General features: G+C 38.5%; 29 protein-coding genes. 26 read left to right on the top strand and 3 right to left on the bottom strand.

Annotated elements, in window-relative coordinates; all coding sequences use genetic code 11:
• Positions 1 to 11: 11 nt before the first annotated feature.
• The 6 genes from V7266_RS07690 to V7266_RS07665 all read left to right on the top strand — a co-directional run bounded on the left by V7266_RS07690 (position 12) and on the right by V7266_RS07665 (position 4,312).
• A complete protein-coding gene (locus tag V7266_RS07690) occupies positions 12 to 536 on the top strand; it encodes a ubiquinol-cytochrome c reductase iron-sulfur subunit (protein WP_335467219.1) in 525 nt (174 codons plus the stop codon).
• A gap of 3 nt (positions 537 to 539) precedes the next feature.
• A complete protein-coding gene (gene qcrB / locus V7266_RS07685) occupies positions 540 to 1,214 on the top strand; it encodes a menaquinol-cytochrome c reductase cytochrome b subunit (protein ID WP_098530418.1) in 675 nt (224 codons plus the stop codon).
• Between the two features lie 57 nt (positions 1,215 to 1,271).
• Entirely contained in the window at positions 1,272 to 2,048 is a 777-nt protein-coding gene (locus V7266_RS07680) for a menaquinol-cytochrome c reductase cytochrome b/c subunit (protein ID WP_335467217.1), read from the top strand.
• A gap of 77 nt (positions 2,049 to 2,125) precedes the next feature.
• Positions 2,126 to 2,722, top strand: coding sequence for a DUF1405 domain-containing protein (locus V7266_RS07675; RefSeq protein WP_335467215.1), 597 nt, complete (start codon positions 2,126 to 2,128; stop codon positions 2,720 to 2,722).
• A gap of 62 nt (positions 2,723 to 2,784) precedes the next feature.
• On the top strand, positions 2,785 to 3,570 hold the full coding sequence (gene ypjB / locus V7266_RS07670) for a sporulation protein YpjB (protein WP_335467213.1): 786 nt from the start codon (positions 2,785 to 2,787) through the stop codon (positions 3,568 to 3,570).
• Positions 3,571 to 3,634: 64 nt separating this feature from the next.
• Positions 3,635 to 4,312 carry a zinc metallopeptidase gene (locus V7266_RS07665; protein WP_335467211.1) on the top strand — a complete coding sequence of 226 codons (678 nt, stop codon included), beginning with the start codon at positions 3,635 to 3,637 and terminating at the stop codon, positions 4,310 to 4,312.
• A 31-nt stretch (positions 4,313 to 4,343) separates the two neighbouring features.
• Here V7266_RS07665 and V7266_RS07660 read toward each other — a convergent pair whose 3' ends face one another.
• Positions 4,344 to 5,216, bottom strand: coding sequence for a YitT family protein (locus tag V7266_RS07660; protein ID WP_335467208.1), 873 nt, complete (start codon positions 5,214 to 5,216; stop codon positions 4,344 to 4,346).
• 195 nt (positions 5,217 to 5,411) lie between these two features.
• On the opposite strand from V7266_RS07660, the gene V7266_RS07655 reads away from it, so the two are divergent.
• From V7266_RS07655 to V7266_RS07575, 17 genes are all read left to right on the top strand, one after another.
• On the top strand, positions 5,412 to 5,756 hold the full coding sequence (locus V7266_RS07655; protein WP_335467206.1) for a nucleotide pyrophosphohydrolase: 345 nt from the start codon (positions 5,412 to 5,414) through the stop codon (positions 5,754 to 5,756).
• A 4-nt stretch (positions 5,757 to 5,760) separates the two neighbouring features.
• A complete protein-coding gene (gene dapB, locus V7266_RS07650; protein WP_335467204.1) occupies positions 5,761 to 6,564 on the top strand; it encodes a 4-hydroxy-tetrahydrodipicolinate reductase in 804 nt (267 codons plus the stop codon).
• A gap of 10 nt (positions 6,565 to 6,574) precedes the next feature.
• Positions 6,575 to 6,997: a methylglyoxal synthase gene (gene mgsA / locus V7266_RS07645; RefSeq protein WP_335467202.1), complete on the top strand. Its 423-nt coding sequence runs from the start codon at positions 6,575 to 6,577 to the stop codon at positions 6,995 to 6,997.
• The gene (bshB1, locus tag V7266_RS07640) at positions 6,984 to 7,709 is read left to right on the top strand and encodes a bacillithiol biosynthesis deacetylase BshB1 (protein ID WP_335467285.1); all 726 of its coding nucleotides are present in this window, start codon (positions 6,984 to 6,986) and stop codon (positions 7,707 to 7,709) included. The genes mgsA and bshB1 overlap by 14 nt, the downstream gene beginning before the upstream one ends.
• The gene (gene bshA / locus V7266_RS07635) at positions 7,697 to 8,824 is read left to right on the top strand and encodes an N-acetyl-alpha-D-glucosaminyl L-malate synthase BshA (protein WP_335467200.1); all 1,128 of its coding nucleotides are present in this window, start codon (positions 7,697 to 7,699) and stop codon (positions 8,822 to 8,824) included. Before bshB1 ends, bshA begins: the two co-directional genes overlap by 13 nt.
• A 10-nt stretch (positions 8,825 to 8,834) precedes the next feature.
• Complete coding sequence (locus tag V7266_RS07630; protein WP_335467198.1) at positions 8,835 to 10,034, top strand: CCA tRNA nucleotidyltransferase; 1,200 nt, start codon at positions 8,835 to 8,837, stop codon at positions 10,032 to 10,034.
• Positions 10,019 to 10,996 (top strand): biotin--[acetyl-CoA-carboxylase] ligase, encoded by a 978-nt coding sequence (locus tag V7266_RS07625; protein ID WP_335467197.1) that lies wholly within the window; start codon positions 10,019 to 10,021, stop codon positions 10,994 to 10,996. The genes V7266_RS07630 and V7266_RS07625 overlap by 16 nt, the downstream gene beginning before the upstream one ends.
• 405 nt (positions 10,997 to 11,401) lie before the next feature.
• A complete protein-coding gene (panB, locus tag V7266_RS07620) occupies positions 11,402 to 12,238 on the top strand; it encodes a 3-methyl-2-oxobutanoate hydroxymethyltransferase (RefSeq protein ID WP_335467195.1) in 837 nt (278 codons plus the stop codon).
• The gene (gene panC / locus V7266_RS07615; protein WP_335467194.1) at positions 12,235 to 13,077 is read left to right on the top strand and encodes a pantoate--beta-alanine ligase; all 843 of its coding nucleotides are present in this window, start codon (positions 12,235 to 12,237) and stop codon (positions 13,075 to 13,077) included. Before panB ends, panC begins: the two co-directional genes overlap by 4 nt.
• A 33-nt stretch (positions 13,078 to 13,110) precedes the next feature.
• Positions 13,111 to 13,494 carry an aspartate 1-decarboxylase gene (gene panD, locus V7266_RS07610; protein WP_335467192.1) on the top strand — a complete coding sequence of 128 codons (384 nt, stop codon included), beginning with the start codon at positions 13,111 to 13,113 and terminating at the stop codon, positions 13,492 to 13,494.
• A gap of 120 nt (positions 13,495 to 13,614) precedes the next feature.
• A complete protein-coding gene (dinG, locus tag V7266_RS07605; protein ID WP_335467190.1) occupies positions 13,615 to 16,413 on the top strand; it encodes an ATP-dependent DNA helicase DinG in 2,799 nt (932 codons plus the stop codon).
• 1,006 nt (positions 16,414 to 17,419) lie between these two features.
• Positions 17,420 to 17,893 (top strand): cell wall elongation regulator TseB-like domain-containing protein, encoded by a 474-nt coding sequence (locus tag V7266_RS07600; RefSeq protein WP_335467188.1) that lies wholly within the window; start codon positions 17,420 to 17,422, stop codon positions 17,891 to 17,893.
• Positions 17,894 to 17,924: 31 nt separating this feature from the next.
• A complete protein-coding gene (locus V7266_RS07595) occupies positions 17,925 to 19,118 on the top strand; it encodes a pyridoxal phosphate-dependent aminotransferase (protein ID WP_335467283.1) in 1,194 nt (397 codons plus the stop codon).
• Positions 19,119 to 19,240: 122 nt separating this feature from the next.
• On the top strand, positions 19,241 to 19,939 hold the full coding sequence (locus V7266_RS07590) for a DnaD domain-containing protein (protein ID WP_335467186.1): 699 nt from the start codon (positions 19,241 to 19,243) through the stop codon (positions 19,937 to 19,939).
• A gap of 152 nt (positions 19,940 to 20,091) precedes the next feature.
• Positions 20,092 to 20,754: an endonuclease III gene (gene nth / locus V7266_RS07585; protein ID WP_335467184.1), complete on the top strand. Its 663-nt coding sequence runs from the start codon at positions 20,092 to 20,094 to the stop codon at positions 20,752 to 20,754.
• Entirely contained in the window at positions 20,747 to 20,914 is a 168-nt protein-coding gene (locus tag V7266_RS07580; protein WP_335467182.1) for a YpoC family protein, read from the top strand. The genes nth and V7266_RS07580 overlap by 8 nt, the downstream gene beginning before the upstream one ends.
• Positions 20,871 to 21,107: a YpoC family protein gene (locus V7266_RS07575; RefSeq protein ID WP_335467181.1), complete on the top strand. Its 237-nt coding sequence runs from the start codon at positions 20,871 to 20,873 to the stop codon at positions 21,105 to 21,107. The genes V7266_RS07580 and V7266_RS07575 overlap by 44 nt, the downstream gene beginning before the upstream one ends.
• 17 nt (positions 21,108 to 21,124) lie before the next feature.
• Here V7266_RS07575 and V7266_RS07570 read toward each other — a convergent pair whose 3' ends face one another.
• On the bottom strand, positions 21,125 to 23,683 hold the full coding sequence (locus tag V7266_RS07570) for a transglycosylase domain-containing protein (protein ID WP_438825766.1): 2,559 nt from the start codon (positions 23,681 to 23,683) through the stop codon (positions 21,125 to 21,127).
• Between the two features lie 208 nt (positions 23,684 to 23,891).
• Positions 23,892 to 24,494: a Holliday junction resolvase RecU gene (recU, locus tag V7266_RS07565; protein ID WP_335467177.1), complete on the bottom strand. Its 603-nt coding sequence runs from the start codon at positions 24,492 to 24,494 to the stop codon at positions 23,892 to 23,894.
• A gap of 187 nt (positions 24,495 to 24,681) precedes the next feature.
• On the opposite strand from recU, the gene V7266_RS07560 reads away from it, so the two are divergent.
• From V7266_RS07560 to V7266_RS07550, 3 genes are all read left to right on the top strand, one after another.
• Positions 24,682 to 25,659 (top strand): DUF2515 domain-containing protein, encoded by a 978-nt coding sequence (locus tag V7266_RS07560; protein WP_335467175.1) that lies wholly within the window; start codon positions 24,682 to 24,684, stop codon positions 25,657 to 25,659.
• Positions 25,660 to 26,000: 341 nt separating this feature from the next.
• Positions 26,001 to 26,276: a hypothetical protein gene (locus V7266_RS07555; protein WP_335467174.1), complete on the top strand. Its 276-nt coding sequence runs from the start codon at positions 26,001 to 26,003 to the stop codon at positions 26,274 to 26,276.
• Between the two features lie 86 nt (positions 26,277 to 26,362).
• Complete coding sequence (locus tag V7266_RS07550; RefSeq protein WP_335467172.1) at positions 26,363 to 26,719, top strand: DUF1798 family protein; 357 nt, start codon at positions 26,363 to 26,365, stop codon at positions 26,717 to 26,719.
• Positions 26,720 to 26,847: the final 128 nt, after the last annotated feature.

Raw genomic sequence — 26,847 nt, 5'->3', positions numbered from 1 at the left:
GACTGAAACTTATGAACAAGGGGGGGATAAGCTTGAGTAAAGAGCGCGTTTCAAGACGTCAATTTTTAAACTACACCCTAACTGGTGTAGGCGGATTCATGGCAGCTGGTATGTTAATGCCGATGGTTAGATTTGCTGTTGATCCGGTTTTAAAGGGAGAAGCAGCAGGGAATTACATCGCAACCAAACAAAAGGTCTCTGAATTAACGGATGAACCAGTCCGTGTTGACTTTACCTTTAAACAAAAGGATGCATGGTATGAGTCAGAAGTTACAAACACTGCTTGGGTTTATAAGGATGGCGACAAAATTGTAGCCCTTTCGCCAATTTGTAAACATCTGGGTTGTACTGTGGGCTGGAATACGAATAAGGAACATCCAAACCAATTCTTCTGTCCATGTCACTATGGACGCTACGAGAAGGATGGTACGAATATTCCAGGTACACCGCCGTTAGCACCTCTTGATGAATACCCATACAAGGAAAAAGGCGGCTATCTATACTTAGGAAAAGCTGAACCACGGAAGGAGGCGTAATCATTGTTAAACAAAATTTACGATTGGGTAGATGAACGTTTAGATATTACGCCGTTGTGGCGCGATATCGCAGACCATGAAGTTCCTGAGCATGTAAACCCAGCACATCACTTTTCTGCGTTTGTTTATTGCTTCGGCGGTCTGACATTCTTTGTTACTGTTATTCAAATACTTTCCGGTATGTTCTTAACCATGTATTATGTGCCGGATATTAAAAATGCTTGGGAATCGGTTTATTATCTGCAAAATGAAGTTGCATTTGGACAAATCGTACGTGGAATGCATCACTGGGGAGCCAGTTTAGTACTTGTAATGATGTTTTTACATACGTTGCGCGTCTTTTTCCAAGGTGCCTATAAGAAACCTCGTGAATTAAACTGGATAGTCGGAGTACTTATTTTCTTCGTCATGTTGGGATTAGGTTTTACGGGATATTTATTACCTTGGGATATGAAAGCGCTGTTCGCTACAAAAGTAGGTCTGCAAATTGCTGAGGCAACACCATTCATTGGTTCTTACGTGAAAGTTTTACTTGCAGGACATGAACATATTGTTGGTGCGCAAACGTTAACTCGATTCTTTGCAATCCATGTGTTCTTCTTACCGGCAGTGTTGTTTGGTTTAATGGCGGCACACTTCATCATGATACGTCGACAAGGTATCTCTGGACCGCTTTAAGATCAGTTTTTTCTGACATTGTAAGTATGATTACAGTAAAAAGGAGGGGATTGCTCAATGCATCGCGGTAAAGGTATGAAGTTTGTTGGTGACTCCCGTGTTCCAGCACCGGAAATGCGGACGCCAAAACTTCCGAAAGATTACTCTGAATATCCTGGTAAAACAGAAGCGTTCTGGCCTAACTTTCTCTTAAAAGAATGGATGGTAGGGGCAGTATTCCTTGTAGGATATTTATCTTTAACAGTAGCTCATCCGGCTCCGCTTGAAAGGATAGCGGATCCAACAGATACGGGATATATCCCATTACCAGACTGGTATTTCTTATTCTTGTATCAATTACTAAAATACTCTTTTGCATCTGGTCCATATACAGTTATTGGTGCAATGATTATGCCAGGTTTAGCGTTTGGAGGGTTATTACTCGCTCCGTTCCTTGATAATGGACCGGAACGACGTCCAAGAAAACGCCCTCTGGCAACCGGTTTTATGCTGTTAGCTCTCGCGGCTACTGTGTTCTTAACCTGGCAGTCTGTTGCTACACATGACTGGGCAGCTGCAGAACGACAAGGTAAAATTGTTGCAAAGGTTGAGATTGACAAGACAAGTGCAGGATATAAAATTGCTAGTGCAAACACTTGTATCACTTGTCATGGTGACAGCTTCCAAGGTGGCGCTGGAGCTCCAACTCTTATTGGAACCGGCTTATCTGCCAAAGAAGTGGCTACCATTGCTAAACAGGGTAAAGGCGGAAAGATGCCAGCTGGTGTTTTTAAAGGTACCGACGCTGAACTTAAAACGCTTTCTGAGTATATCTCAGGTCTTGGCAAGAAATAATGGAATCAATAAAAAGCTGACGGAAATTCGTCAGCTTTTTTCTTGATAAAGAATTTATTATAAAAGGAGGAGTATTTGTGGGGTGGATTTACCCTCTCCTATCTAATCGGTCCGTACTGAAACTACTTCTGGTTGTCAATATTGCCGGAACGATTTATGGATATTACTGGTATGGATGGCAGTTGAAAGAAACACCGCCTGTGTTTCTTGCTTTTGTACCTGATAGTCCAACCGCAAGCTTATTTTTTGTCTTTGTTTTGCTGGCATTCTTACTAAAAAAAAGTTGGCCGTTAATGGAAGCACTAGCGATGGTGACTTTATTTAAGTATGGGATATGGGCAGTTGTGATGAACATACTCGTTTTCATTGTACAAGGAGAACTAGATTGGGTCGGATATATGTTGATTTTCTCTCATTTTGCAATGGCCGTCCAAGGTTTATTATATGCGCCTTTCTACCGCTTTAAGGCGTGGCATGTTATTGTTACTGCCATTTGGACATTCCACAATGACGTGATTGATTATGTTTTCTTTATGCTGCCAAGCTATCAAATGCTGGATAAATATATACCACAAATTGGTTATTTTACATTCTGGCTTTCGTGTATCTCGATTGGCCTTGCCTATTATTTAGGTATGAGGCCAGGGCGCTTTAAACTAAAAATTAATAGTTAAAGATGGTCTAACCTTGTCCAACCCTACATACATTTTATTAGTAATGAAAGGGGGGACAAGGTTTGAAATTCAGATGGTTATACTTAATTGCAATGATCATGATGCTCACTCCCATAACTGTTTATGCTGAACAGCAATCGCCAATGGAGAAGCTCGATGATATCTCTGATGAAGCTCTCCAAATGGTGAAGTTTCAGAGGTATGAAGATGCAAAAAAAATGCTTGATTATTTCTCTGACCAGTTTACTAGCATTAAAGGGACAGAAGAACCATTATCGATGGATGAGGTTAGAATTGTAAACACCTCCCATGATGAGGCGATGGAAGCAGCAGTTAGTCCCAACATGAAATATGAAGAGCGACTAAATAAACTAACGAAGTTCCGACTTGTTATTGACGCATTAGCAACGAGTCATCAGCCTTTATGGACAGAAATGGAAGACCAAATAATGACTGCTTTTCACCAAGCCAAGGAAGCTGCGGTAATGGGTGATGCAGCCCATTTTCATACAAATTTTAACACCTTTTTGTCTTTATATAATGTCATTTATCCAAGTATGAAAATAGATGTTCCTGTGGAAAATATTCAAAGATTAGATGCACGAATTGATTATATCAATGAATTCCGATCACAAGTGCTGAATGATACTAAAAGTCAGCAAGAGCTTGACGCGCTTGACACAGACTTAAAAAATCTTTTTGCCAATATGGAAGAGGATGAGGCAGATCCATCGTTATGGTGGGTAATTATTTCGACAGGAAGCATTATAATAATGACTTTATCATATGTAGGCTGGAGAAAATATCAGGGAGATAAAGAAATAAAGAAGAACCGTTCTACGGACTAAAAGATTGACGCACTAATCGGCTAGACATAAAATAATAACATCACGGGCTGATTTGGAGGTCATTATGTATATTATATACTTTGCTATAATCGTTTTAATTCCTTTGTGGGCACAAATGAGAGTTAAAAGTACTTTTGGCAAATATTCACGTGTTTCAACTTCAACCTATCGGAGAGGCGCTGATGTTGCTAGGGAAATCCTAAATGCAAATGGCCTGTATAATGTAGCCGTTGAGGAAGGGCGCGGTTTTTTAAGTGACCATTATGATCCTAGAAGCAAAACCGTCCGTCTTTCACCAGAAAATTATCATGGGAACTCCATAGCAGCAGCTGCAGTTGCTGCCCATGAATGTGGACATGCCATTCAGGACGGTCAAGGGTATGCTTTCCTCAGGTTCCGTCACGCATTAGTACCGGTTGCGAATCTAGGTTCAAATGCTTCATGGATTCTGGTAATGATTGGTATCTTTGCTCATTTAAGCGGGTTACTTTTGCTTGGGATTGTCTTCATGGCGGCAGCAGTTCTCTTTCAAATAGTTACCCTGCCAGTTGAGTTTAATGCCTCAAACAGGGCCATGAATCAGGTCGTTTCTCTTGGGTTAATTGGTAATCGTGAACAGAGAGAAGCTAGGAAGGTATTAAACGCAGCAGCCCTTACTTATGTAGCCGCTGCGGCTGTAGCAGTTTTAGAATTACTAAGACTTGTTTTAATTTTTACAGGAATGAATAGAAATGACGATTAAAAAAATGTCCTCACTATGTGAGGACATTTTTTTAATCGCCAATCGGCATTTTGTTTTCATCAAGGGTAAAACCTTCACCATGAACATCATGGACAACGGAGATTGAGACAAAGGCATGTGGGTCTACTGAGGTAATCAAATTCTTCAGCCGGATAATTTCATTTTTAGCTACTACACAATATAGCACTTCACGCTCATTTTTTGTATAGGAGCCATAAGCTTTTAGCGCGGTTACGCCACGGTCCATTTCGGCCATAATTTTCGCCGCTATTTGTTCATTTTGATCCGATATAATCATTGCCCCTCTCGCCGAGTAGGCTCCTTCTTGAATAATATCAATCACTCTGGCACCGACAAAAACAGCCACTAACGTGTACATGGCTTGTTTATAATTTAAGTATGTAAACCAAGATATGGCAATAACGCACGCATCAAATAGAAACATTGTTTTTCCCATGTTCCAGCCAGCATATTTTTGGACGAGCCTTGCAATAATATCTACCCCGCCAGTTGTACCTCCAAATCGGAAAATGATCCCTAACCCAATCCCTGTAAAAGCTCCAGCAAACAAAGCAGCCAATGTTAAATCGTGTTCTAGAGGCATTTCGAGCGTATTACGCTGAAAGATCCATAAAGAAATCGAAACCCCAACAGTCCCTATGATGGTATATATAAAAGCGTTTCGGCCCAATAATTTCCATCCTATAAAAAACAAAGGAATATTAAGAATTAAGTTCGTATAAGAGGGATCCCATTTAAACAGGAAGTAGAAAAGAAGTGTAATCCCTGTAAATCCACCCTCAGCTAGTTTATTCTGCATATTAAAATTAACGAGTCCAAATGACATAATTGCAGAACCAATGAGGATAAAAAGTATATTTTTTATTTTTAGTCCCAAAATCATAATAATTGTCACCTCTTCCTTTATTTCTCTATTATGGCGGTTCTAATTATAACCAATTCGGATATTAAGAGCAATGTGAAGCAGGAAAACCCCTTATTTAGAGCGAAAACATTTGTAAATCAAGCGTAATTTAGCTAACATTAAAAGGTATATTAATAAGAGCAAATAGCCCGTTTACGAAAATGAGGTGGAGAAATGACCAACGGGAAAACGATGAAAGAGCTTCAAGCGGATGTCGATACATACATAAGCCAATTTAAAGAAGGATATTTTAGTCCATTAGCCATGCTAGCAAGACTAACGGAGGAGCTTGGAGAACTGGCAAGAGAGGTAAATCATTATTACGGAGAAAAACCGAAAAAGTCATCGGAGACTGAGAAAGCGATTGAAGAGGAACTTGGGGATCTCCTTTTTGTAATGATTTGTTTTGCTAATTCCTTAAATATAGATTTGGAAGAAGCTCACGATTATGTAATGAATAAATTTAATACAAGAGATAAAAATCGTTGGACAAGAATTGATCAAGAAAGTGTGGAGTGAACAGATGAATACGATAAAAATTGTCATTGCAGGCCCCCGCGGCCGTATGGGTAGTGAAGCGGTGAAGTTAGTCACCAATACAGAACACTTTGAATTAGTTGCCGCTGTAGATCATAAGCATGATGGATTAATGCTAAGTGATGTAGAAGGATTTCAAGCGATTTCTAATGTTCCGGTATATTCTGACATTGAAAAATGCCTGCTAAATGTTGAAGCAGATGTATTAATTGACTTAACAACGCCTGAAGTAGGCATGTACCATGCTAAAACTGCACTAGAACATCATGTTCGCCCTGTTGTCGGAACAACTGGTTTTACTAAGCAGGATTTGGAAGAGCTCGAAAAGATCTGTCTTGAAAAAGAACTTGGCTGCATCATCGCACCAAATTTTGCGGTGGGTGCGGTACTTATGATGAAATTCTCGCAAATGGCTGCAAAATATTTTGGGGATGTTGAAATTATTGAAATGCATCATGACCAAAAGCTAGATGCACCATCAGGAACTGCGGTAAAAACAGCAGAGATGATTTCAGCTGTTAGGGAAGTTAAAAAACAGGGCCATCCAAATGAAAAAGAAACGATTACAGGGGCACGAGGCGGCGAATACGATGGAATGCATATTCACTCGGTTCGTTTACCGGGACTCATAGCCCATCAGCAAGTTTTATTTGGTTCTGATGGCCAGACATTGACAATTCGTCACGATTCCTACAACCGCGGTTCTTTTATGTCAGGGGTTAAAGTTGCAGTTGAGACGGTTATGAAAAACAATACCTTTGTTTATGGACTCGAAAATATATTAGATTAGGAGCAAAGATATGAATATAGCATTAATAGCGCATGACCAAAAGAAAAATGATCTAGTTCAATTTGTAACAGCATATAGAGATATTTTCGCCAAACATACTCTTTTTGCCACTGGGACGACAGGTGGAAGAATTAATGAAGCAACAGGATTAGAAGTAACTCGTTTCAAATCGGGACCATTAGGTGGAGATCAAGAAATTGGTGCGATGATTGCTAAAAATCAAATGGATGCTATTTTCTTTTTCCGGGATCCTTTAACCGCCCAGCCTCATGAACCTGATGTAACGGCTTTAGTTAGACTTTGTGATGTCTATTCTATTCCTTTGGCTACTAATATGGGTACTGCTGAACTGCTCATAAGAGGGTTAGAAATGGGACTTTTGGAATGGAGAAATGTAGTTAAAGAGAATGGTGATGTTAATGGAGCTAAATAAATTACATATCCTGGCATTTGGTGCACATGCCGATGATGTAGAAATCGGTATGGCTGGTACCATTGCGAAATATGCGGAAGAAGGAAAAATGGTTGGTATTTGTGATTTAACTGATGCTGATCTCTCTTCCAATGGGAATGTAGTGTTAAGAAAAGAGGAAGCCAGTAGAGCCGCAGATATTATAGGTGTATCTGTCCGAATCTCGCTGGGTTTTCCAGATAGAGGATTATTTCTAAAAGAAGAGTATATTCAAAAGACTGCGGAGATGATTCGAAGATATAAGCCGCAAATTGTGTTTGCACCCTATTTGGAAGATCGTCATCCTGATCATGGAAACTGTGCACGGATCGTGGAGGAAGCAATATTTTCTGCCGGGATAAAAAAATACCGTACCACAGAATGGAACGAACCACATCGCGTGCAAAGGCTGTATTTTTATATGATTAATGGTTTTCATAAACCTGACTTTACCGTTGATATTACACCGGTGATTGATAAAAAGCTGGCCTCCTTAAGGGCCTATAGAAGTCAGTTTGAATTAACTGCTGAAAGTGTTCAAACACCGCTTGTGAATGATTATATCGAAACGGTCGAGTCAAGGGAAAGAATGTTTGGAAAACTGGTTGGAGTGCCTTATGCTGAGGGGTTTAAGACAAAGGTTCCGCTTGTATTGAAACATGATTTACTAGGAGAAGAACCATGCGGAAACTAAAAATTGGAATTACCTGTTATCCGACTGTTGGTGGGTCGGGAGTAGTAGCTACGGAATTAGGGAAAATGCTGGCAGAAAAAGGGCATGAGATTCACTTCATCTCATCCAGTCTCCCTTTTCGGTTAAATAGGATGTATCATAATATTCATTACCATCAAGTCGAAGTTAATCAATATTCGGTTTTTCAATACCCGCCCTATGATATTGCATTAGCGAGTAAAATGGCAGAAGTTGCTAATCGTGAGAAATTGGATATTCTTCATGTCCATTACGCTATTCCTCATGCTGTATGTGCAATATTGGCGAAACAAATGTCTAGCAGAGATATAAAGGTTGTCACAACCTTACATGGTACAGATATAACTGTTTTAGGATACGACCCATCCTTAACAGATGCAATTAAATTCGGGATTGAGAAATCAGATATTGTTACCGCAGTTTCGTCTGCTTTAGTGAATCAAACCTATGAACTAATCAATCCTGATAAGCAGATCGAAACCGTCTACAATTTTATTGATGAAAGGGTTTATCATAAAACAACAGATACATCCCTAAAAGCTCAATTACAAATTAGAGATAATGAAAAAGTAATTATTCATGTCTCAAATTTTCGCCCTGTAAAAAGAGTTAAAGATGTCATAAAAACTTTTGCCAAAATCTCTGCGGCCATGCCGGCTAAATTATTGTTAGTGGGTGATGGTCCAGAAATGACCATAGTTTGCAAACTCGTAAGACAACTCTCGCTTGAAGAAAAGGTGATTTTCTTAGGAAAGCAAGAGAATTTAGAGGAGTTGTATTCTATTAGTGATTTAAAGCTGCTATTATCTGAAAAAGAAAGCTTTGGTCTTGTTGCTCTAGAGGCTATGGCATGCGGGGTTCCTTGTATCGGGACGAATGTGGGAGGTATACCGGAAGTGATCGAGGATGGTGTTTCTGGGTATATTTGTGAAGTTGGAGATATCGAGAATATTTCACGTAAGTCTATTTCACTCCTTAACGATCCTGACCTTCATCAAAAAATGTCTTTTGAGGCATTGGAAACCGTGAAGACTAAATTTAAGGCCGACCAAATTGTTGAACAATATGAACAATTATACTGGAAGCTATTGAATTAAGGTGAACGAGATGAACGAGCCTTTTTTATCAGCTATTTCTATTATAAAAAAGCTTGAGACTGCAGGTTATCAGGCCTATTTTGTAGGTGGCTCTGTAAGAGATTATCTTCTAAACAGACCAATCAGCGATGTAGATATTGCTACATCTGCCACACCAGATGAAGTGAAACAAATATTTCCGAGAACTGTCGATATTGGGATTGAGCACGGAACAATCTTGGTCCTTCATCAAAATACATCCTACGAGGTTACCACTTTTAGGACAGAGGGAGACTATCAGGATTATCGTCGACCTAAAGAGGTTTCCTTTATACGAAATCTTAGTGATGATCTTAAGCGCAGGGATTTTACCATGAATGCAATCGCCATGGATCGAAGTGGACAGCTTATTGACCCGTATAATGGGCAATACGCTATTCGAAATAAGGTGATTCAAACTGTCGGTTCTGCTGCCGAGCGTTTCCAGGAAGATGCTTTAAGAATTATGAGAGCTGTTCGGTTTGTCAGTCAGCTGTCTTTTAAAATAGAAGAAGAAACACTTCATGCAGTAACAGAACTTGTTCCATTGTTAAGAAACATAGCAGTGGAACGTATTAGAGCAGAGTTTGAAAAGCTGCTTATTGGAGAGAATGGTAATAATGCCATCAGGATACTGCTTGAAACTGAATTATATGCGTATCTGCCTGGCTTTAAAAACTATAAAAGTCAACTTGATAAAGTAATCTCCTATCCGTTTAAAGGATTAAATAAAATAGAAATGTGGTCCTTACTGCTGTATACCTTAATACTAAAAGATAAGTCTATTGAGGTCTTTTTACGAGAGTGGAAACTCCCTGTAAAAGAGATCAAAGAGATTCAACATATCTTGTATTATTTAGAAAAAAGGATGGATCAGGAATGGTCAAAATATGATCTATATTCAGCAGGGCGGACGATCGTTGGATCCACTGAAAAGCTTTATGGGGTTCTAAATGGATTTACCGAAGGGGATTCGCTATCATATTGGTTAAAAATTTATGATGAGCTGCCAATCAAGCAGCGCAATGAGATGGATGTAACGGGCAGAGATATTATCGAGTGGTTCCAATCAGAAGCTGGACCTTGGTTAAAAGATACCATATTAAAAATTGAACGTGCGGTAGTAGCAGGCGACATCCAAAATAATAAAGAAAAGATTAAGGAGTGGCTGATCAAGTGCAGTCAGAGATAAGAAAAAAACTGCTTGATGCCTTCACGGATGCCGGTGAATCCTTTCTGTCGGGGCAGTATTTAGCTGAACTAATTGGCTGCTCAAGAACAGCAGTTTGGAAGCAAATGGAGGACTTAAGAAAGGAAGGCTTTACATTGGAAGCCGTTAGAAACAAGGGATATCGGATTGTTAAAACACCGGAGCAAATAACAGCCGATGAAATTAGACTTGGCCTGATAACTAACTTTATTGGAAAAAATATTCATTATGAGGAAAGTGTAGAATCCACTCAAAAGATTGCGCACCAGCTTTCAAATGACGATGTCCCAGAAGGGACCGTTGTTATAGCTGAAGAGCAGCGGTCAGGTAAAGGAAGATTGAACCGAAGCTGGCATTCACCAAAGTATAGTGGTATTTGGATGAGTTTAATTCTTAGACCGAATATTCCCTTAACAAAAGCCCCGCAATTGACACTATTAACGGCAGTGGCCATTGTACAGGCAATTGAGGAAGTCACAAGTCTAGAACCTGAAATTAAGTGGCCCAATGATATATTACTGAGCGGTAAAAAAATAACGGGTATCTTAACAGAGCTTCAGGCAGAAGCAGACCAGATTCATTCAGTTATCATTGGAATGGGAATAAATGTGAATCAAAGTAAGGAAGACTTTCCAACTGAGCTTCATGACACCGCTACCTCCCTTGCAATTGAAAACGGCGCTCCCCTTTCCCGTGCTGAATTAATAAAGAGTGTTTTCAAGCACTTTGAAAAATTATATGTGCTTTATTTAGAGCAAGGATTTTCCCCCATCAAACTTTTATGGGAGGGATATGCTGTTAGCATCGGAAAAAATCTCAAAGCAAGAACTTTGACCAGTGTTATTGAAGGAAAAGCACTGGGGATAACCGATGATGGTGTTTTAAAATTGGAGGATATGACAGGGGTTATACACCATATTTATTCAGCAGACATAGAGATTTAAAAATTAGATACATTTGTCAGCGCAAGGACCAAAGAGTTCTTGCGCTTTTCTGTTGTCCAGCTCCAGCGCCTAGGGCTCTTAGGTCTAAGCCAATCCGTCAAGAAGGCTAAAATGCAGCCTTCTTGCCGGCTCGTCTGTAGCCTTGCGCCCCTAAACAAGGCGCTTGCGCTTTTCTGATAACATGCTATAATTTCCTTGGGCAGTATCTCTTTAGAACTGCACCTTCTAGGAAATAATACTTACAATTTAAAAAGGTTTCTGCCTAGATCCGTATAACGGACCGGGACAGAGGGATGAACATGCACTTGAGAAATGATGAGATCCTCTGCCTAAAGAAGGATCTTTTTTATTTGCTCTCTATTGGCGTTTTATCACCTCTCCCACTATAAAAAGGAGGGAATATTGATGAAGCAAACCACAGACTTCTTAAAAATGAAAGAAAACAATGAAAAAATTGTCATGCTTACCGCGTATGATTATCCATCGGGAAAACAAGCGGAACAGGGTGGAGTTGACATGATCCTGGTTGGAGATTCACTCGGAATGGTTGTTCTAGGATATGACTCAACCATCCCTGTAACGATGGAAGATATGATTCACCATACTAAAGCAGTAAAACGTGGAGCAAAAGATACCTTTATCGTGACGGATCTGCCATTCTTAGCCTATCATCTTTCTGTTAGAGATACCCTGATCAATGCAGGCAGGCTGATGCAAGAGGCGGGAGCTCATGCGGTTAAACTCGAAGGGGCAGATAATGTGTTAGAAAAAATCTTTGCACTGACACAAGCGGGCATTCCCGTCTGCGGACATCTAGGTCTAACACCGCAATCTGTTGGCGTATTAGGCGGTTATAAGGTGCAGGGAAAGGATGCTCTTGCGGCCCAAAAACTCTTTAATGATGCAAAAAAGGTTGAGGAAGCCGGCGCATTTGCCATTGTTCTCGAATGTGTGCCTAAGCAATTAGCTGAGGAAGTAGCTAAATTCGTCTCAATTCCAGTTATTGGAATTGGGGCAGGGCTTCATGTGGACGGGCAGGTTTTGGTTTATCACGATATATTAGGCTATGGAGTCGAAAGGGTTCCAAAATTTGTGAAGCAATACCATTCCGTAAATCCCTTTATGATTGAATCCATTCAAGCTTATACATCTGAAGTGAAAAATAATCAATTTCCTGAGGATAAACACTCCTTTACCATGAAGGAAGAAGAGCTGAAAGTTCTTTATGGAGGTAACAAATGAAGGTCATAACTACCATTAAAGAGATGCAGGATGAAGTACTAAAATATAAAGAGTTGGGACAATCCATTGGTTTTGTCCCAACTATGGGATTTTTGCATGAGGGTCATTTAACACTAATTTCTAAAGCAAGAAAAGAAAATGATATCGTTGTGTTAAGTATTTTTGTTAATCCTTTACAATTTGGACCGAAGGAGGACTTTTCCACCTATCCCCGTGATTTTGATCGAGACCGTGCCTTGGCAGAAGGTGAAAAGGTGGATTACCTCTTTTATCCTTCAGTTGAAGAGATGTACCCTGAAGTGCCATCTGTTAAGGTAGTAGTTCAAGAACGCACCGATGTGTTATGCGGTAAATCACGGCCTGGTCATTTTGACGGAGTGGCCACAGTCATAACTAAGTTATTTCATATCATGATGCCTACAAGAGCTTATTTTGGAAAAAAAGATGCCCAGCAAGTTGCTGTCATTGAGGGATTAATATCCAATTTCAATTTTCCAGTTCAGTTAATACCTGTTGACATTGTCCGCGAAGCGGATGGTTTAGCGAAAAGCTCACGAAATGTTAATTTATTACCAGAAGAAAGACAACAGGCTCCCGTTATCTATAATAGCCTGCAAAAAGCAAAAAAAGCTATTGAGGATGGCGAAAAAAATCCAACTGTTCTAACTAATAGGATTAAGGAATGGATTACAGCTGAATCTACCGGTGAAATTGATTATGTCGAAATACTTTCTTACCCACAATTAAAACCTTTGGAAAAAATAGAGGGTTCCTATATTATTGCAGTTGCTGTAAAATTTTCGAAGGTAAGACTAATAGATAATATTATTATTCAATAGATTAGAGAAGTTATCAAACGAGGAGGAACAAACTTGTTTCGAACTATGATGAATGGTAAAATCCATCGTGCTACGGTGACTGAAGCCAATCTTAACTATGTAGGCAGTATTACGATTGATGAGGATATTATTGATGCTGTTGGAATGGCACCAAATGAGAAGGTACAAATTGTGAACAATAATAATGGAGCAAGGTTAGAAACCTATATTATTCCCGGCAAAAGAGGCAGCGGAGTAATTTGTTTAAATGGTGCGGCTGCTCGTCTTGTTCAGGTTGGTGACACCGTCATTATTATTTCATATGCATTGGTACCGGATGATAAAGTGAATTCCCATCAACCCAAAGTTGCTATAATGGATGAGAACAATCGGATAAAAGATCTTCTCCATGCAGAACCAGCGCATACCATTATGTAGAATCCCCATTTATTGGGGATTTTTTATTTATTTTAAAAATCTCGTCGACAGTGGTAGAATTTAAATCATTATGAGAATGTTTTGTTGACGTTTAATGAACGAAGGTTTGGGGTGTAACAAATGTTAAATAAATTTGTTGTGATTGATTTAGAGACAACGGGTAATTCACCTAAAAAAGGAGATAAAATTATTCAATTTGCAGCTGTGGTGATTGAAAATGGAACAATTACAGAACAGTTCTCGTCACTAGTTAATCCACAAAAAACAATTCCAGTCTTTATTGAAGAACTAACTGGGATTAATGATGAAATGGTCAAGGATGCACCATTATTTACTGAAATAACAGAAAAGGTCCAGTCTTTGTTAGAAGGCGCCTATTTCGTTGCTCATAACGTATTATTTGACCTATCCTTTCTTCAAGAAGAATTACTTCAGGCAGGATCCGAAGGGTTTTATGGTTCTGTCTTAGACACCGTGGAAATGGCGAGAATTCTCTTTCCAACTGCTGACAGTTATAAGCTTACAGATTTGGCCGAGAAAGAGAATCTTACTCATGATAGACCACATCAAGCAGACAGTGATGCCTTGGTGACGGCAGAGCTCTTTTTAATCCTTTTAAATCGTCTATCATTATTACCGGCAATTACTCTTAAACAGCTAACTCACTTATCGGGTGGTTTAAAGAGTGACCTACAGCTGTTTCTTGAGGAAATGGAGGAAACATTCGAAGGTTCACCCATATTGGAATCTATTGAAATTGTGAACGATATGGCGTTAAGGAAAACAGCGCCTAAGGTAATCGATATCTTAAATAAGGAAAAAGTGAAGTATCCTGAAAGTGAGACGGAGAAGGTTGAAATGATCCGTACTGGCTTGAAGTCTTTTATCAAGCGAGAGGGTCAATTTAAGATGATGGATACCATCTATCAATCCCTACAACATTCACGGCATACGCTAATAGAGGCAGGCACAGGTACCGGTAAGTCACTTGGTTATCTTTTGCCGCTGGCTTATTTTTCAAAACAAAACAATCAGCCCATTATTGTCAGCACTCATACCATACAGCTGCAAGAACAGCTGCTAAATAAAGAGATTCCCTTATTGACAAAAATTCTTCCATTTAAGATTGAAGCTGTCCTTTTAAAAGGAAGACATCAATACTTAAATCTAGAGAAATTCCACCAGATGTTAATGGATGAGAATGATAATTATGATACTACCTTAACAAAAATGCAAATCCTCGTATGGTTAACGGAAACAGAGACTGGGGATAGGGATGAATTAAACCTATCAAGTGGCGGACAGTTATTTTGGAATAAAATAAAAGAAGAACCTACAGTACTATTTGAGGATAAAGGTTGGCAGGAGCGGGACTTTTATCAAAAGGCAAAAAGAAATGCGCAATCAGCGGATATTATCATTACAAATCATTCATTACTATTAAGTGATATAAAAGGTGAGAGTTCCATTTTACCAGCATCTGATTATCTTGTGATAGATGAAGGTCATCATTTAGAGAAAGTAGCGAGCAGGTTCTTTGGGTATTCATTGGACTATTTATCCACCCGATTGTTACTCAGTCAATTTGGTACTTATGAGCAAAAACAGCTCTTTTATGAAATGGAACAGCTTACATCACGATTTCCTGCTTCAGGAAAAACACTTGTTACTCCATCTGAAATAAATCAGCTGGTTTTAGATCTACAATACGAGATGGATGAATTTTTTAAATTAATGGCCCTTTATGCTAAAACAAAGGCAGCTAATAAAAAAGGGATAAATCGGATTAAAGTTCGATTTGCCACCTCAACCGATGCTGGTAGAGAAAGAAAAGCACTTGTTCACAGTGCCGAAAGGTTGTCTTTTTTACTTAAGGATTTATTGAGTGCGCTTGACATAAGGCTTAATTGGCTTAAAGCAGAGAAAGCTTGCTTATCAGTCCCGGATCTTAATAAAGTGGAGGATATCTCTGGATTTGCAGCGGAGCTTGATGAATTGCGAAATATATTGATAATTTGTTTTATCAAGGACTCAAAGGAAGTAAAGTGGATTGAAATGGATACCCGTTCGCCACAAAATGTAACAACCTTTTTGGCTCAGCCAGCAACTGTGGCTGAACAGCTGAAAGAGAAGTTCTTCCAAACCAAGAAGGCGGTAATTGTTACTTCGGCAACCCTATCAGTGAATCGTTCTTTTGATTATATTATGAGAGAAATGGGCCTTGAGGTAAGCACTACTGTTCAAGTGAGCATTCCCTCGCCATTTATTTATAGAGACCAGGTTCAGCTGCTTATTCCTGATGATTTACCGGAAATTAATTCAGTGTCGTTGGAAGAATATGTAGCTTCCATTGCAGAGCATATCATCACTATTGCAGAGGCAACAAAAGGAAGAATGCTGATTCTTTTCACAGCTTATGACATGCTCAAAAAAACGTATGAGTTAATTAAGGAAAGTGGCTTTCTCAATGAATATGTGTTAATTGCACAAGGAATTTCAAGTGGAAGCCGTTCTAGATTAACAAGAAATTTTCAGCGCTATGAAAAGGCCATATTGTTAGGAACAAGCAGCTTTTGGGAAGGTGTTGATATACCAGGCGAAGACTTATCCTGCCTTGTTATTGTCAGGCTGCCATTTAGCCCTCCAGATGAACCATTAACGGAGGCAAAGTGTCAATTGATTGTCCAGCAGGGAAGAAATGCTTTTTCAGATTATTCTCTTCCGGAGGCGGTACTCCGTTTTAAACAAGGCTTTGGCCGGCTAATTAGAAGCGAAACGGATCGTGGAGTGATGATTGTATTTGATAGAAGAATCGTTACCACTCAGTACGGAAAGGCCTTTTTACAATCGATCCCTCAAGTCCCAATTAAAAAGGGAAATATATTGGAAATGGCAGAGTTTATAGAAAAATGGTTATGATAAAATTTGGAAAATAACACATCCTATAATTATCTGGGAGGAATGTGTATGAAAATATTGCTATTGATTGCAGCTTTATTGATTCCAAGCAGCATAACGGTAACGGCAGAAACGACTTTGCCTGCAAATGTAGAAAAAATTGATGTGAAATTAGCGGAACACCAAGCAGCTGTCACCTTTTTAGAACTTACTACTGGAGAAGCAACTCTTGTACAGGGGCCAAATGGAGAAAATGTTCTAATAAATATCGGAGGGCAAGGGGCAATTTCTGAGCTGGAAGGTTGGCTCTCGCTTTATAATGTAAAGGAACTTTCCACACTAATCCTTACGAATGATGGAGAAAAGATCCCTAATGAGAAGGTTAATAAGTTAATAAATAATTATAATGTAAAAGAAATTGTCACCACGCCTGAAGTTTCTGCTTTTTTAACTAGTGAACAGTCCCATTATATACCAATTAAGGTATGGCAGGAAGGAACTAAGAAGGAAATCCTTCCTGATATGTTTGCAGATGTTCAATTCCTTGGAAATGAAAAAAATGAAGGAATGGATATTATGCTGCGCTTTTTTAAACATAACTTATTTTTAATGACTTCTTTCAGTCAACGAGCTGAACAAAAATTTTTAACTAAGAACCTAGAAGATATTCATGTCTTTAAAATACCTTATAACCTTAAAGAGGACCTATCTGATCAGTTGATCCAAACACTAAATCCACAAATATCCATCCTGCATAGAGCGGAGCAAGATCAGATGGATAAGGATTTGCTGCGAGATTTGCAAGGTATATGGTCTGAAGTGTATTTCACAAAAAAACATGGGACAGTTACTATAAAATTTACGGATTCAAATTACGAGATCATTACCATCCCCCCAAAAGGAGTGGAANNTTCTGATTTGATGAAGATTGATAACAAATCTTGATATATCCTGTTATAATAATTAAATAGATTTAAGGTTCAAGCGGACCAACTATATTATTGTACATAAAGAAGTGAAGAGAAAGATGAAAAAGTGGATTATTATACCTTTAATTATCATACTAGTCATTGCGGGAGTTTTGGTAAAAGTCTATTTTTCTTCTGTACAGCCTGTTAAGGCAGCGGAAAAAAAAGCAGTTTCACTTGCCATGGATAAAGGGCAATTAAGTGAAGTGGATGACTTTCATATCTATAATGGCAATGAGACCGTTAATGTGATTGAAGGAAAAAACAAAAAAGGCAGTAAAGTGATTATTTGGATTCCTGAGAAGAGTAAAAAGATATTCATTAAAAAAGCAAATGAAGGTATCACTAAAGAAGAAGCGATTCAAAAATTAATACAGGAAAAACAACCAAAGAAAATTATTTCAGTACGGCTGGGAATGGAAAAAAATATTCCTTTATGGGAAATCTACTACCGTTCTGAAAATAATTTAATAAATTATTATTATGTTCACTTTGAAACCGGTGAATGGCTTAAAAAAATTGAAAATCTATAGCTTGTGGAGACTGGAGGAAAGAGAAATGGCAATCAAACTTGCAAATCGGGTAATGGCATTAACGCCATCTACTACGTTAGCTATTACAGCAAAAGCAAAAGAATTAAAGGAAAAAGGGGAAGACGTCATTGGATTAGGGGCAGGGGAACCTGACTATAACACCCCTCAGCATATATTAGATGCCGCTGAAAAATCAATGAATGAAGGGCATACAAAGTACACTCCTTCAGCTGGTCTTCCTGCTTTGAAAAAGGCCATTATTAATAAGTTTGAAGCAGACCAAGGATTAACCTATAAACCTAATGAAGTGATTGTAGGTAATGGTGCCAAACATGTCCTTTATACATTATTCCAAGTGATCCTAAATGAGGGTGATGAAGTAATCATTCCAACACCTTATTGGGTCAGCTATCCTGAGCAAGTTAAGCTGGCAGGTGGTGTACCTGTATATGTAGACGGGCTGGAACAAAATAATTTTAAAATTACACCCGAACAATTAAAAGAAGCCATTACAGACAAAACCAAAGCTGTAATCATTAATTCACCAAGCAATCCGACAGGTGTCTTATACTCTGAACAAGAACTCCTGGAGTTAGGAAAGATTTGTTTGGCTGAGGACATTCTAATTGTTTCAGATGAAATATATGAGAAGCTTGTCTACTCAGGTGCTAAACATGTTTCCATTGCCGAGTTATCACCGGAATTGAAAGAGCAAACTATTGTTATCAATGGTGTATCTAAATCTCACTCCATGACAGGCTGGAGAATAGGCTATGCTGCCGGAAATAAACAAATTGTTGAGGCCATGACGAATCTTGCCAGCCATAGTACATCCAATCCAACCACTACAGCCCAATATGCTGCAATTGCTGCATATAATGGTACTCAGGAACCTGTTGAAGAAATGAGACAGGCGTTTGAAAAAAGATTGGAGATCATTTATGATAAATTGGTTTCGATTCCTGGATTTACATGTGTGAAGCCACAGGGTGCTTTTTACCTATATCCAAATGTAAAGGCTGCAGCAGAGATGACCGGTTTTAGTAATGTGGATGACTTCGTAGAAGCGCTTTTAGTCGAGGCTAAAGTTGCAGTAATTCCAGGTTCAGGTTTTGGCACGCCGGATAATATTCGTCTATCCTATGCAACTTCACTGGAGCTATTAGAAAAAGCGGTAGAACGAATCAGTCAATTCGTTACCGTAAGGTCAAAAACTAACTTTTAGTTATTAACTTTTGTTAAAAGTCTGCTAATGCAGGCTTTTTGTTTTTCCTTTCCAAAGATGGATTTCTAATACTCTTACTCGAACAGATTGTTCATGTTATACTAATCAAGAGGTGTAGAAAGATGAAATCAAATATAGTAGCTTGGTTACAGGAAGGGAATATTACGATTCCTTCATTGCTGTTTTCAGAATATCGAAATCTGAACTTAAATGAAACAGAACTTGTTCTGTTATTAAATATTATTACGTTTATCGAAAAAGGAAATGAATTTCCGACTCCAGAAGAACTTTCGGCCAGAATGACAGTCTCAATTGCTGAATGTCATGACTTGCTTAGAAGACTGATTCAACGTGGCTTTATTGAGATTATGGATCAATATAATAATGAGGGCATTCGATTTGAGAAATATTCCGTAAAGCCTTTATGGGAAAAACTAGTTGATCAGTTTTTATTAAAGGGTCAGATAACCAAACAAATTGAACAGAAAACGGAAGAAACCGATGTCTATACTTGTTTCGAAAAAGAATTTGGCCGGCCGCTTTCTCCATTTGAGTGTGAGTCGCTAGGCATGTGGATGGACGATGATCACCATGATCCAATTATCATAAAAGCTGCTCTTCGTGAAGCGGTTATGTCGGGTAAATTAAATTTTCGTTACATTGACAGAATTCTATTTGAATGGAAGAAAAATGGGATTAAAACCATCGAACAAGCTAAAAATCATGGGCGCAAGTTTCGACAAAAACAAACAGAAAAGCCACAAACAAGAGAAGATTCCAATCAGCCATCTGTTCCTTTTTATAACTGGTTAGAGCAATAAAATTAGTAAAGGAACGAGAGAAACTTCTCTCGTTTTCTTTCATTTGACTGTGTTAATGGTTATTTTTGATTTTCAGCCCTGTTGATAGAAGCGAAAAAATCAGCATTCCCGCCAAATACAGCCATCATATTAAAGAAAAGAAGGTGATTTCTATGTTAAATAATACCGAAATTCGCTATTGCTTAGATGAAATGGGCAGATTGTTTCCAGAAGCACATTGTGAGTTAAACCACTCGAATCCTTTTGAACTTGTTATTGCTGTTTCATTATCTGCACAATGTACAGATGCCCTTGTAAATAAAGTAACCAAAGGTTTATTTGAAAAATATAAAACCCCAGAGGATTACTTGAAAGTGACACTTGAAGAACTTCAAAACGATATCCGCTCCATAGGCCTATATCGTAATAAAGCCAAAAATATACAAAATTTATGTCGAATCTTACTGGACGAATATCATGGTGTTCTTCCTATGGATCGAGATGAGTTGACCAAGCTCCCGGGAGTAGGGAGGAAGACGGCCAATGTGGTAGTTTCAGTGGCTTTTGATATACCTGCCATAGCAGTAGATACCCATGTGGAGAGAGTCAGTAAGCGACTGGGAATTTGCCGTTGGAAGGATTCTGTACTCGAAGTAGAGAAAACGTTGATGAAAAAGGTCCCTAAGGATGAGTGGTCTCTAACACATCATCGTTTAATCTTTTTTGGACGGTATCATTGCAAGGCCCAGAATCCACAATGTCCAAACTGCCCATTATTAGAACTATGTCGGGAAGGTAAAAAGAGAATGAAAGGGAAGGCAGTAGTGAATGAATAATCGCGGAGAAGCGGCAGCGGCGATACTGGCAAAATGGGAAGGCATCCAGGGTCAACTTGAGCCTCTATTTCGCGCTCGTGATAAGAAAGACACAAAAAAATGGATAGAAGAGGGAATTGACCTATTTCTACAATTTTTATATTNNATATTTAACAAATGATGAAACCTTTCCTCCAGATCAAAGTAAATATGTACAGTTTTTATTTAAGCCGGTTAATCTGGAAGAGAGAGTAGCTTTTATAAAATCAAAACCTGCTTTATACCATTCATATCGACAGCTTTCAGAATTAATGATTGAGCAAGAAAAGCAATTTGCCAAAAGTAATATCATAAAAAAATCGTCTAGGCTATAACCTAGACGATTTTTTTATTATTGACTTTTTGTTCCCCCACTTGTTCCAGTACTTTGACTGCTAGGAGGGGTTACAGGGGTTGTAACGGGTGGAGTGGTATTACCGGCTTGACCACCGTTGCTGTTCCCATTGTTAGTCCCAGTATTGCCAGTCCCTGTACCATTATCCGTACCAGTGCNNGTACCAGTGCCATTACCGGTACCAGTGCCAGTGCCATTACCGGTACCAGTGCCATTACCGGTACCAGTACCAGTGCCATTATCCGTACCAGTGCCATTATCCGTACCAGTACCAGTGTCATTACCGGTACCAGTGTCAGTACCGGTACCAGTGTCAGTACCAGTACCAGTACCAGTGTCGGTCCCAGTACCTTGATCAGTCTGATCTTCGGCCTGTGGAATATCAATGGAAGTATGAACTGCATAACTTTTATTATTTCCACTTATGGCATAGACAGATATAGAATATTTCTCACCTGGATTAGCCTTAAAAGTTAAGCTGCTTCCTGACTGAACAGAATGATTCGAAGTGGTCCCATCGATGGTAACATCAAATTGAACATCTTTATTTGCTGTATAATCCCATGTTACTTCAACATTCCCGCTTGTTTCATCATATTTGGCAGCTAGATTTGATGGGGCTGAAAGTTTTTTATATTTTTCAGAAACCGTTTTAGGTGCATGGCCCTTCACCGCATATTCAGTGGAAACCAGGCTGCTAGGAGTATATTGACTAGCTAATACTGCCGGCATGCTTCCTTTCTCAATTCTAACCTTTTGAACCGTATTTGGCATTGTAAAATCAGGCGTATCAATGTCTTTGGATACATATGCCATTAAGTTTTTGAATAGCAGTTGTGCAATTCTTTGGTTACTGCCTACAGCAGTAATTGGTGTTTTCCGGCTTGCATATCCTGTCCAAATGGATGCAGTGTAATTTGTTGTATAGCCAGTAAACCACGCATCCGGTACAGAACTGCTGCTTATATTCCATTCTTCCATTTCTTGATCCGTGTAATTTGTTGTACCCGTTTTACCTGCAATTGGAAGACCAGGTACTTTGGCTCTTGTCCCTGTACCAGGGGATACAAGCACACTCTTTAACATATCTGTAACCATAAAAGCAGTAGAATCCTTCATGACAACTTTTGGTTTAGGTGCTGTATCAATCATTGTCCCGTCACGCAGCTTAATTTTTCTAACAGAATAAGGTTTGGTATAGTACCCATTATTTCCAAATGCTGCATATGCTCCTGCCATTTGAAGAGGGGATACTCCTGTTTCAAAACCGCCAATCGCATAGGATTCGTAGATCTCTTTTAAAGGAATCCCCAGACTAACAGCAAAGTCCTTTGCTTTATCTAACCCAACCTGTTGTAATGCTTGAACAGCAGGACTGTTCCGCGATAATTGGAGAGCTGTTCTGATTGTCATAGGTCCTTTATATTTTTGATCCCAGTTACCAAATTTCTTACCGGATGAATAGGTAATTGGCTTATCATTAATCATTTCATAGGTGCCCCAATTTAAATATTCTATTGCAGGGCCATAATCAAGAACCGGCTTAATCGTAGACCCAGGCTGTCGTCTCGTATCGGTGGCAAAATTAAAGCCAAGTTGTACTTGTTGGTTTCTTCCTCCGCCAATTGCCCGAATTTCTGACGTTTTTGTATCCAGGAGGACGAGCCCAGCTTGAAACTTATCATCGGGGTAAGGGATTACGTTAGAATCCTTAGTATTTAAGATTTCATTAACGTGTAATTGGGCATCTTTGTCTAGTGTTGTATAGATCGTTAGTCCATCCGTATAAATATCAAAATTAGTTGTATCGTTAACTTCCTTAATGACAGCACTCACAAATGAGTCATAAGTTTTATCGTCATTAACCTGACGTTTAGCTACTGGCAGTACATCATTTTTAACAGAAACCTTTTCAGCTTCTTCCATTTGCTGTTTTGAAATATAACCATGCTGATACATTAATGATAAAACAATATTACGTCTTTCTTCTGCTTTTTCTGGATAATCAAACGGATTATAGTTATTAGGACTCTGTGGCATTCCGGCAATTTGTGCAGCTTCTGCCAGGGAAAGGTCCTTTAATTCCTTACCGTAGTAATACTTGGCAGCTGTAGCAAGACCATGCCTGTTTGCAGAGACATAAACTTTATTCACATACATCTCAAATATTTGATGTTTGGTATATTGCTGTTCAAGCTGATAAGCAAGCCATGCTTCTTGAACCTTACGCTTTAAGGTCTTTTCTTGAGTAAGGAAGGCATTCTTGACCACCTGTTGAGTAATCGTACTGCCGCCCTCAGCACCAAAACCTCGTTGGAAATTGGCTAAGATGGCGCCCCCAAGACGAATCGGATCGATACCATGGTGCTTATAAAAACGATAATCCTCCGTTGCTAACACAGCGTTTTCAACAACTGCCGGGATGTCTTTATAATTTACATATTCTCGATTAACGGCTCCTACTTCAGTAATCAATTTATCATTTTTATCTAAAATTTTTGAAGGGATAGGATCTTTTAATAATTTCGGATCAAGTGTAGGCGCATCTTTCACCATATAGGCGATAGTGCCGACTCCAGCAAGTATTCCAATTATTCCGAGGACAACAAGACTTAGAAATATTTTCTTAAAAAGTCCGCGGGGTTTTTTCTGCTTTTTTTTCTTACCTTTGGATTGGAGTTGCTTCCTGCGCTCCTCTCTTGATTGGTATTGTTCAGACATATTGATTTCCTTCCTTTCTACACTCTATGAAAAATGAAGTTTTCTATAGTTGCTCTATTATTTTAATATAGTCAATTCTTGGTTGAAATCCAAGCGGTATGTGGTACCCCGTTTGTTCAATCTCTTCTTTTGTAATGGATTTTCTTCCTCCATTCACCATTCGCTTCCAAAAACTTAATAAGTGCTTAGCTTCGAGCAGATATACTTGTTCAAATTTTGTAAAACGGAGAATAACAAAACAAATACCACCTTGATCCATTACTTCTTCCATATGTTCTATTTGGTGTTGATGGAAATTCTTTAATGGAAAGGAGGTGGGATTTTGCGTCTCCTTTGCTTCAAAATCAATATATCTCCCTTTATATACCCCATTATAATCTGTTGTCGATGCTAGTTTGAAGTATGCTTCTTTTATTACGGCAGCACTTCTATTGGGATAATCCACCTGAACAATTTGAACTGGAGTAGGTTTTTTATGTATCACTGCAATTTTTCTTTCCCGGTAATATTGATTGGATTCATTTAAATCTTCCTCTAATGTCATACCCCGATTACTATAAGAGCCATTTTTTCTTTTTTTTTCGGAATTGTCTATTGGAAGTTCACTTGGCTTATACTTTTTTCCATTTGGATAGTTAAGATTCATTGTTTTACACCTCTCAAGCTAATCCTTATCATACCAAATCTTAGCTCTTTTTTGGGGTATAAAAATAAATTTGCTTACACACTCTAATGATAATTATACAGTGAATGCTAAAATTTGACATGATTCCATTTTCGCAAAAGGCTTACACCTAAATTAAAACTCTACCAAAAAATAAGGGAAGATGAATATGAATCATCTTACAATACAGGAACAATCAATCATCCGTCAAATTGTAAGTGAAACCAAAAGGAAAAATATTGATAATATTTCGAGAACGGATGCCTATTTTTCCTATTTTAAACAGCATCCTGATATTAAATGGTCTTTTCTTGCTAGTATGGTTTCTCGAAATGGCGGCTGGAATATGTGTGACCTCGAAGGTGACATTTTCCCCGAAATGATAGAGCCGGCAATGAGAAAACAGCTATTTTTGACTTATGAGCGTGCTAATTGGCTTATCTTTCATGACGTCTTTCCCCAGCTTTTGCTATATCAATATTCGACGAGATTCAACCGGCCCATGTTTCACTTACTTCCTTATTTCAATGTCTCAGTATTTATTCAAAAAGAGTGGGAGCTGTATTGGAAGGAAACCAATCAGAAAAGATTAACAACAGCTTTAATTATTAATGAACAAAATGTAATTCAATCCCCAGTCATAGAACATCCTGTATATAAAGATAAAGTCTTTCACTCCTTGCCATTTTCTTTTCAAGATTGGCTCCACTTCAGCTGTGTTCTATTTCCTACTTGTGGAGGAGAAGTATATGGGGCAAGTGTAAATGGTTTTAAATCACTATCCAAGCGAATCAATTTAGGTAAAAGGCTGGCGAACATCCTTTTTCATCCTCGACTTTTCCCTTACTTTTTTGAATTTGCTGAAAAGACCCCGCATACTGGTTCGAGATACGATTATGAACAATATTTTAAAATCAAGACAGGTCGCAAAACTCCGCTGCTAAGGACCACTTTTCCAGTAATTGAACATCATCAACATAAATACCAGGACTGGAGCAAACAACGAATTATTTTCCCGGCATGGCTTCATTTTCCGGCGCGCCATTATCACTCTATTCATCTTACCGACTGGTATTTCAAGAAATCAAATCAGCTATATTTGCTGCTTTCCCTTCAAAAGTCGCTTAAGTTAAAAAAATGGAAGTAAAAAAGCAAGGATGCCTCCTTGCTTTTTTACTGATTTTTATTCCGCAGGACGATTTGGCCCTTCAAGCTTTTTATCACCATAGCCTGTTTTTTGTTCAGTGACAGCTTTTGATTGCTTGCTTGTTGGATTATTCTTTTTTGCCATTAAAAACACCTCCATTACTAGGATGTGCGCTTCAGCAATTTTTCATGCGAGCTTATGATTATGTCGAAAAAGAAAAATCATCTATGCGGTTTTAACACTTTCTTTGCCGAATTGCTTCTAGTTTTGTCAAGCATGAAGGAGGCTGACAAGGGAAGGAGAATAATACGTATTAGATATTCGTGAGGAGGGATTTGTAAATGAATATACCAATGTCCGAAAAAGAAAAAATGCTTACGATGCTAACTGAAATATATGATCAATTAGAAGAATTGGAGTCTGTTCTAGAAACCTCTTTCTCCGACCACCGTCTTTATATGAATAGTGAGGAACAAGAAAAATTGTCGTTAACCATTCATCGCCTTTCAGATATTGGGGGAAGATCAGCACAAGTGAACCCAAAAAATTACGAAGAAATCATTGACTCCAACCTTGGTCCAGTTCCTAATTCCTTAAAGCTTGAATTAAGCTTTTAAGAAACGCTAAAATAATGATGTGTTAAAAGTAGCATTACTACCTTGCTACTTTTTTATTTTGTCACCAAAAAGGGGATAAAGGGAAAATGACTGAAGAAATTATAAATTTAACGGAAAAGCTGCTATTTTACAATGAATTGTTTTTAAAAACTTATAGCGAAGGCAGGGAGACTGGAATAACTCATGACTTTCATAGTGAGATTAAACCTTTTGCTGATGAGGTAAAGGAAACTAACGATAAATGGAAAAAGGCTATGAAGGAATGGCTTCCCACCGCAAATACGCATTATCTCCATTTAAAACAAATTGAGACAACGGCTGGCCACATTGATCAGCTCTCAGTGCAGTCCTTTTTCCCTGAAACCAGTAAATCAAGGTTTTTAAATTCACATCGCGCTATAGAATTTATTCTGTCAGAAGTAATTAAAGAGGTTAAAAAATAGGATCTGTTAAAAATAAAAAGAGATGCAATTTGATTGCATCTCTTTAATGATTTAATTAGAGTAACTTTCTGCGTGAAATTCATGAATGTTCGATGAGGGAGTTTTCGTGATTAGCTTCAGGTATAACC

The sequence above is a fragment of the Neobacillus drentensis genome (assembly GCF_036965645.1).
Lineage (GTDB): Bacteria > Bacillota > Bacilli > Bacillales > Cytobacillaceae > Neobacillus > Neobacillus drentensis_D.
Note: the sequence above shows the minus strand (reverse complement) of the source record. Positions and strands in the feature narration are given on the sequence as shown.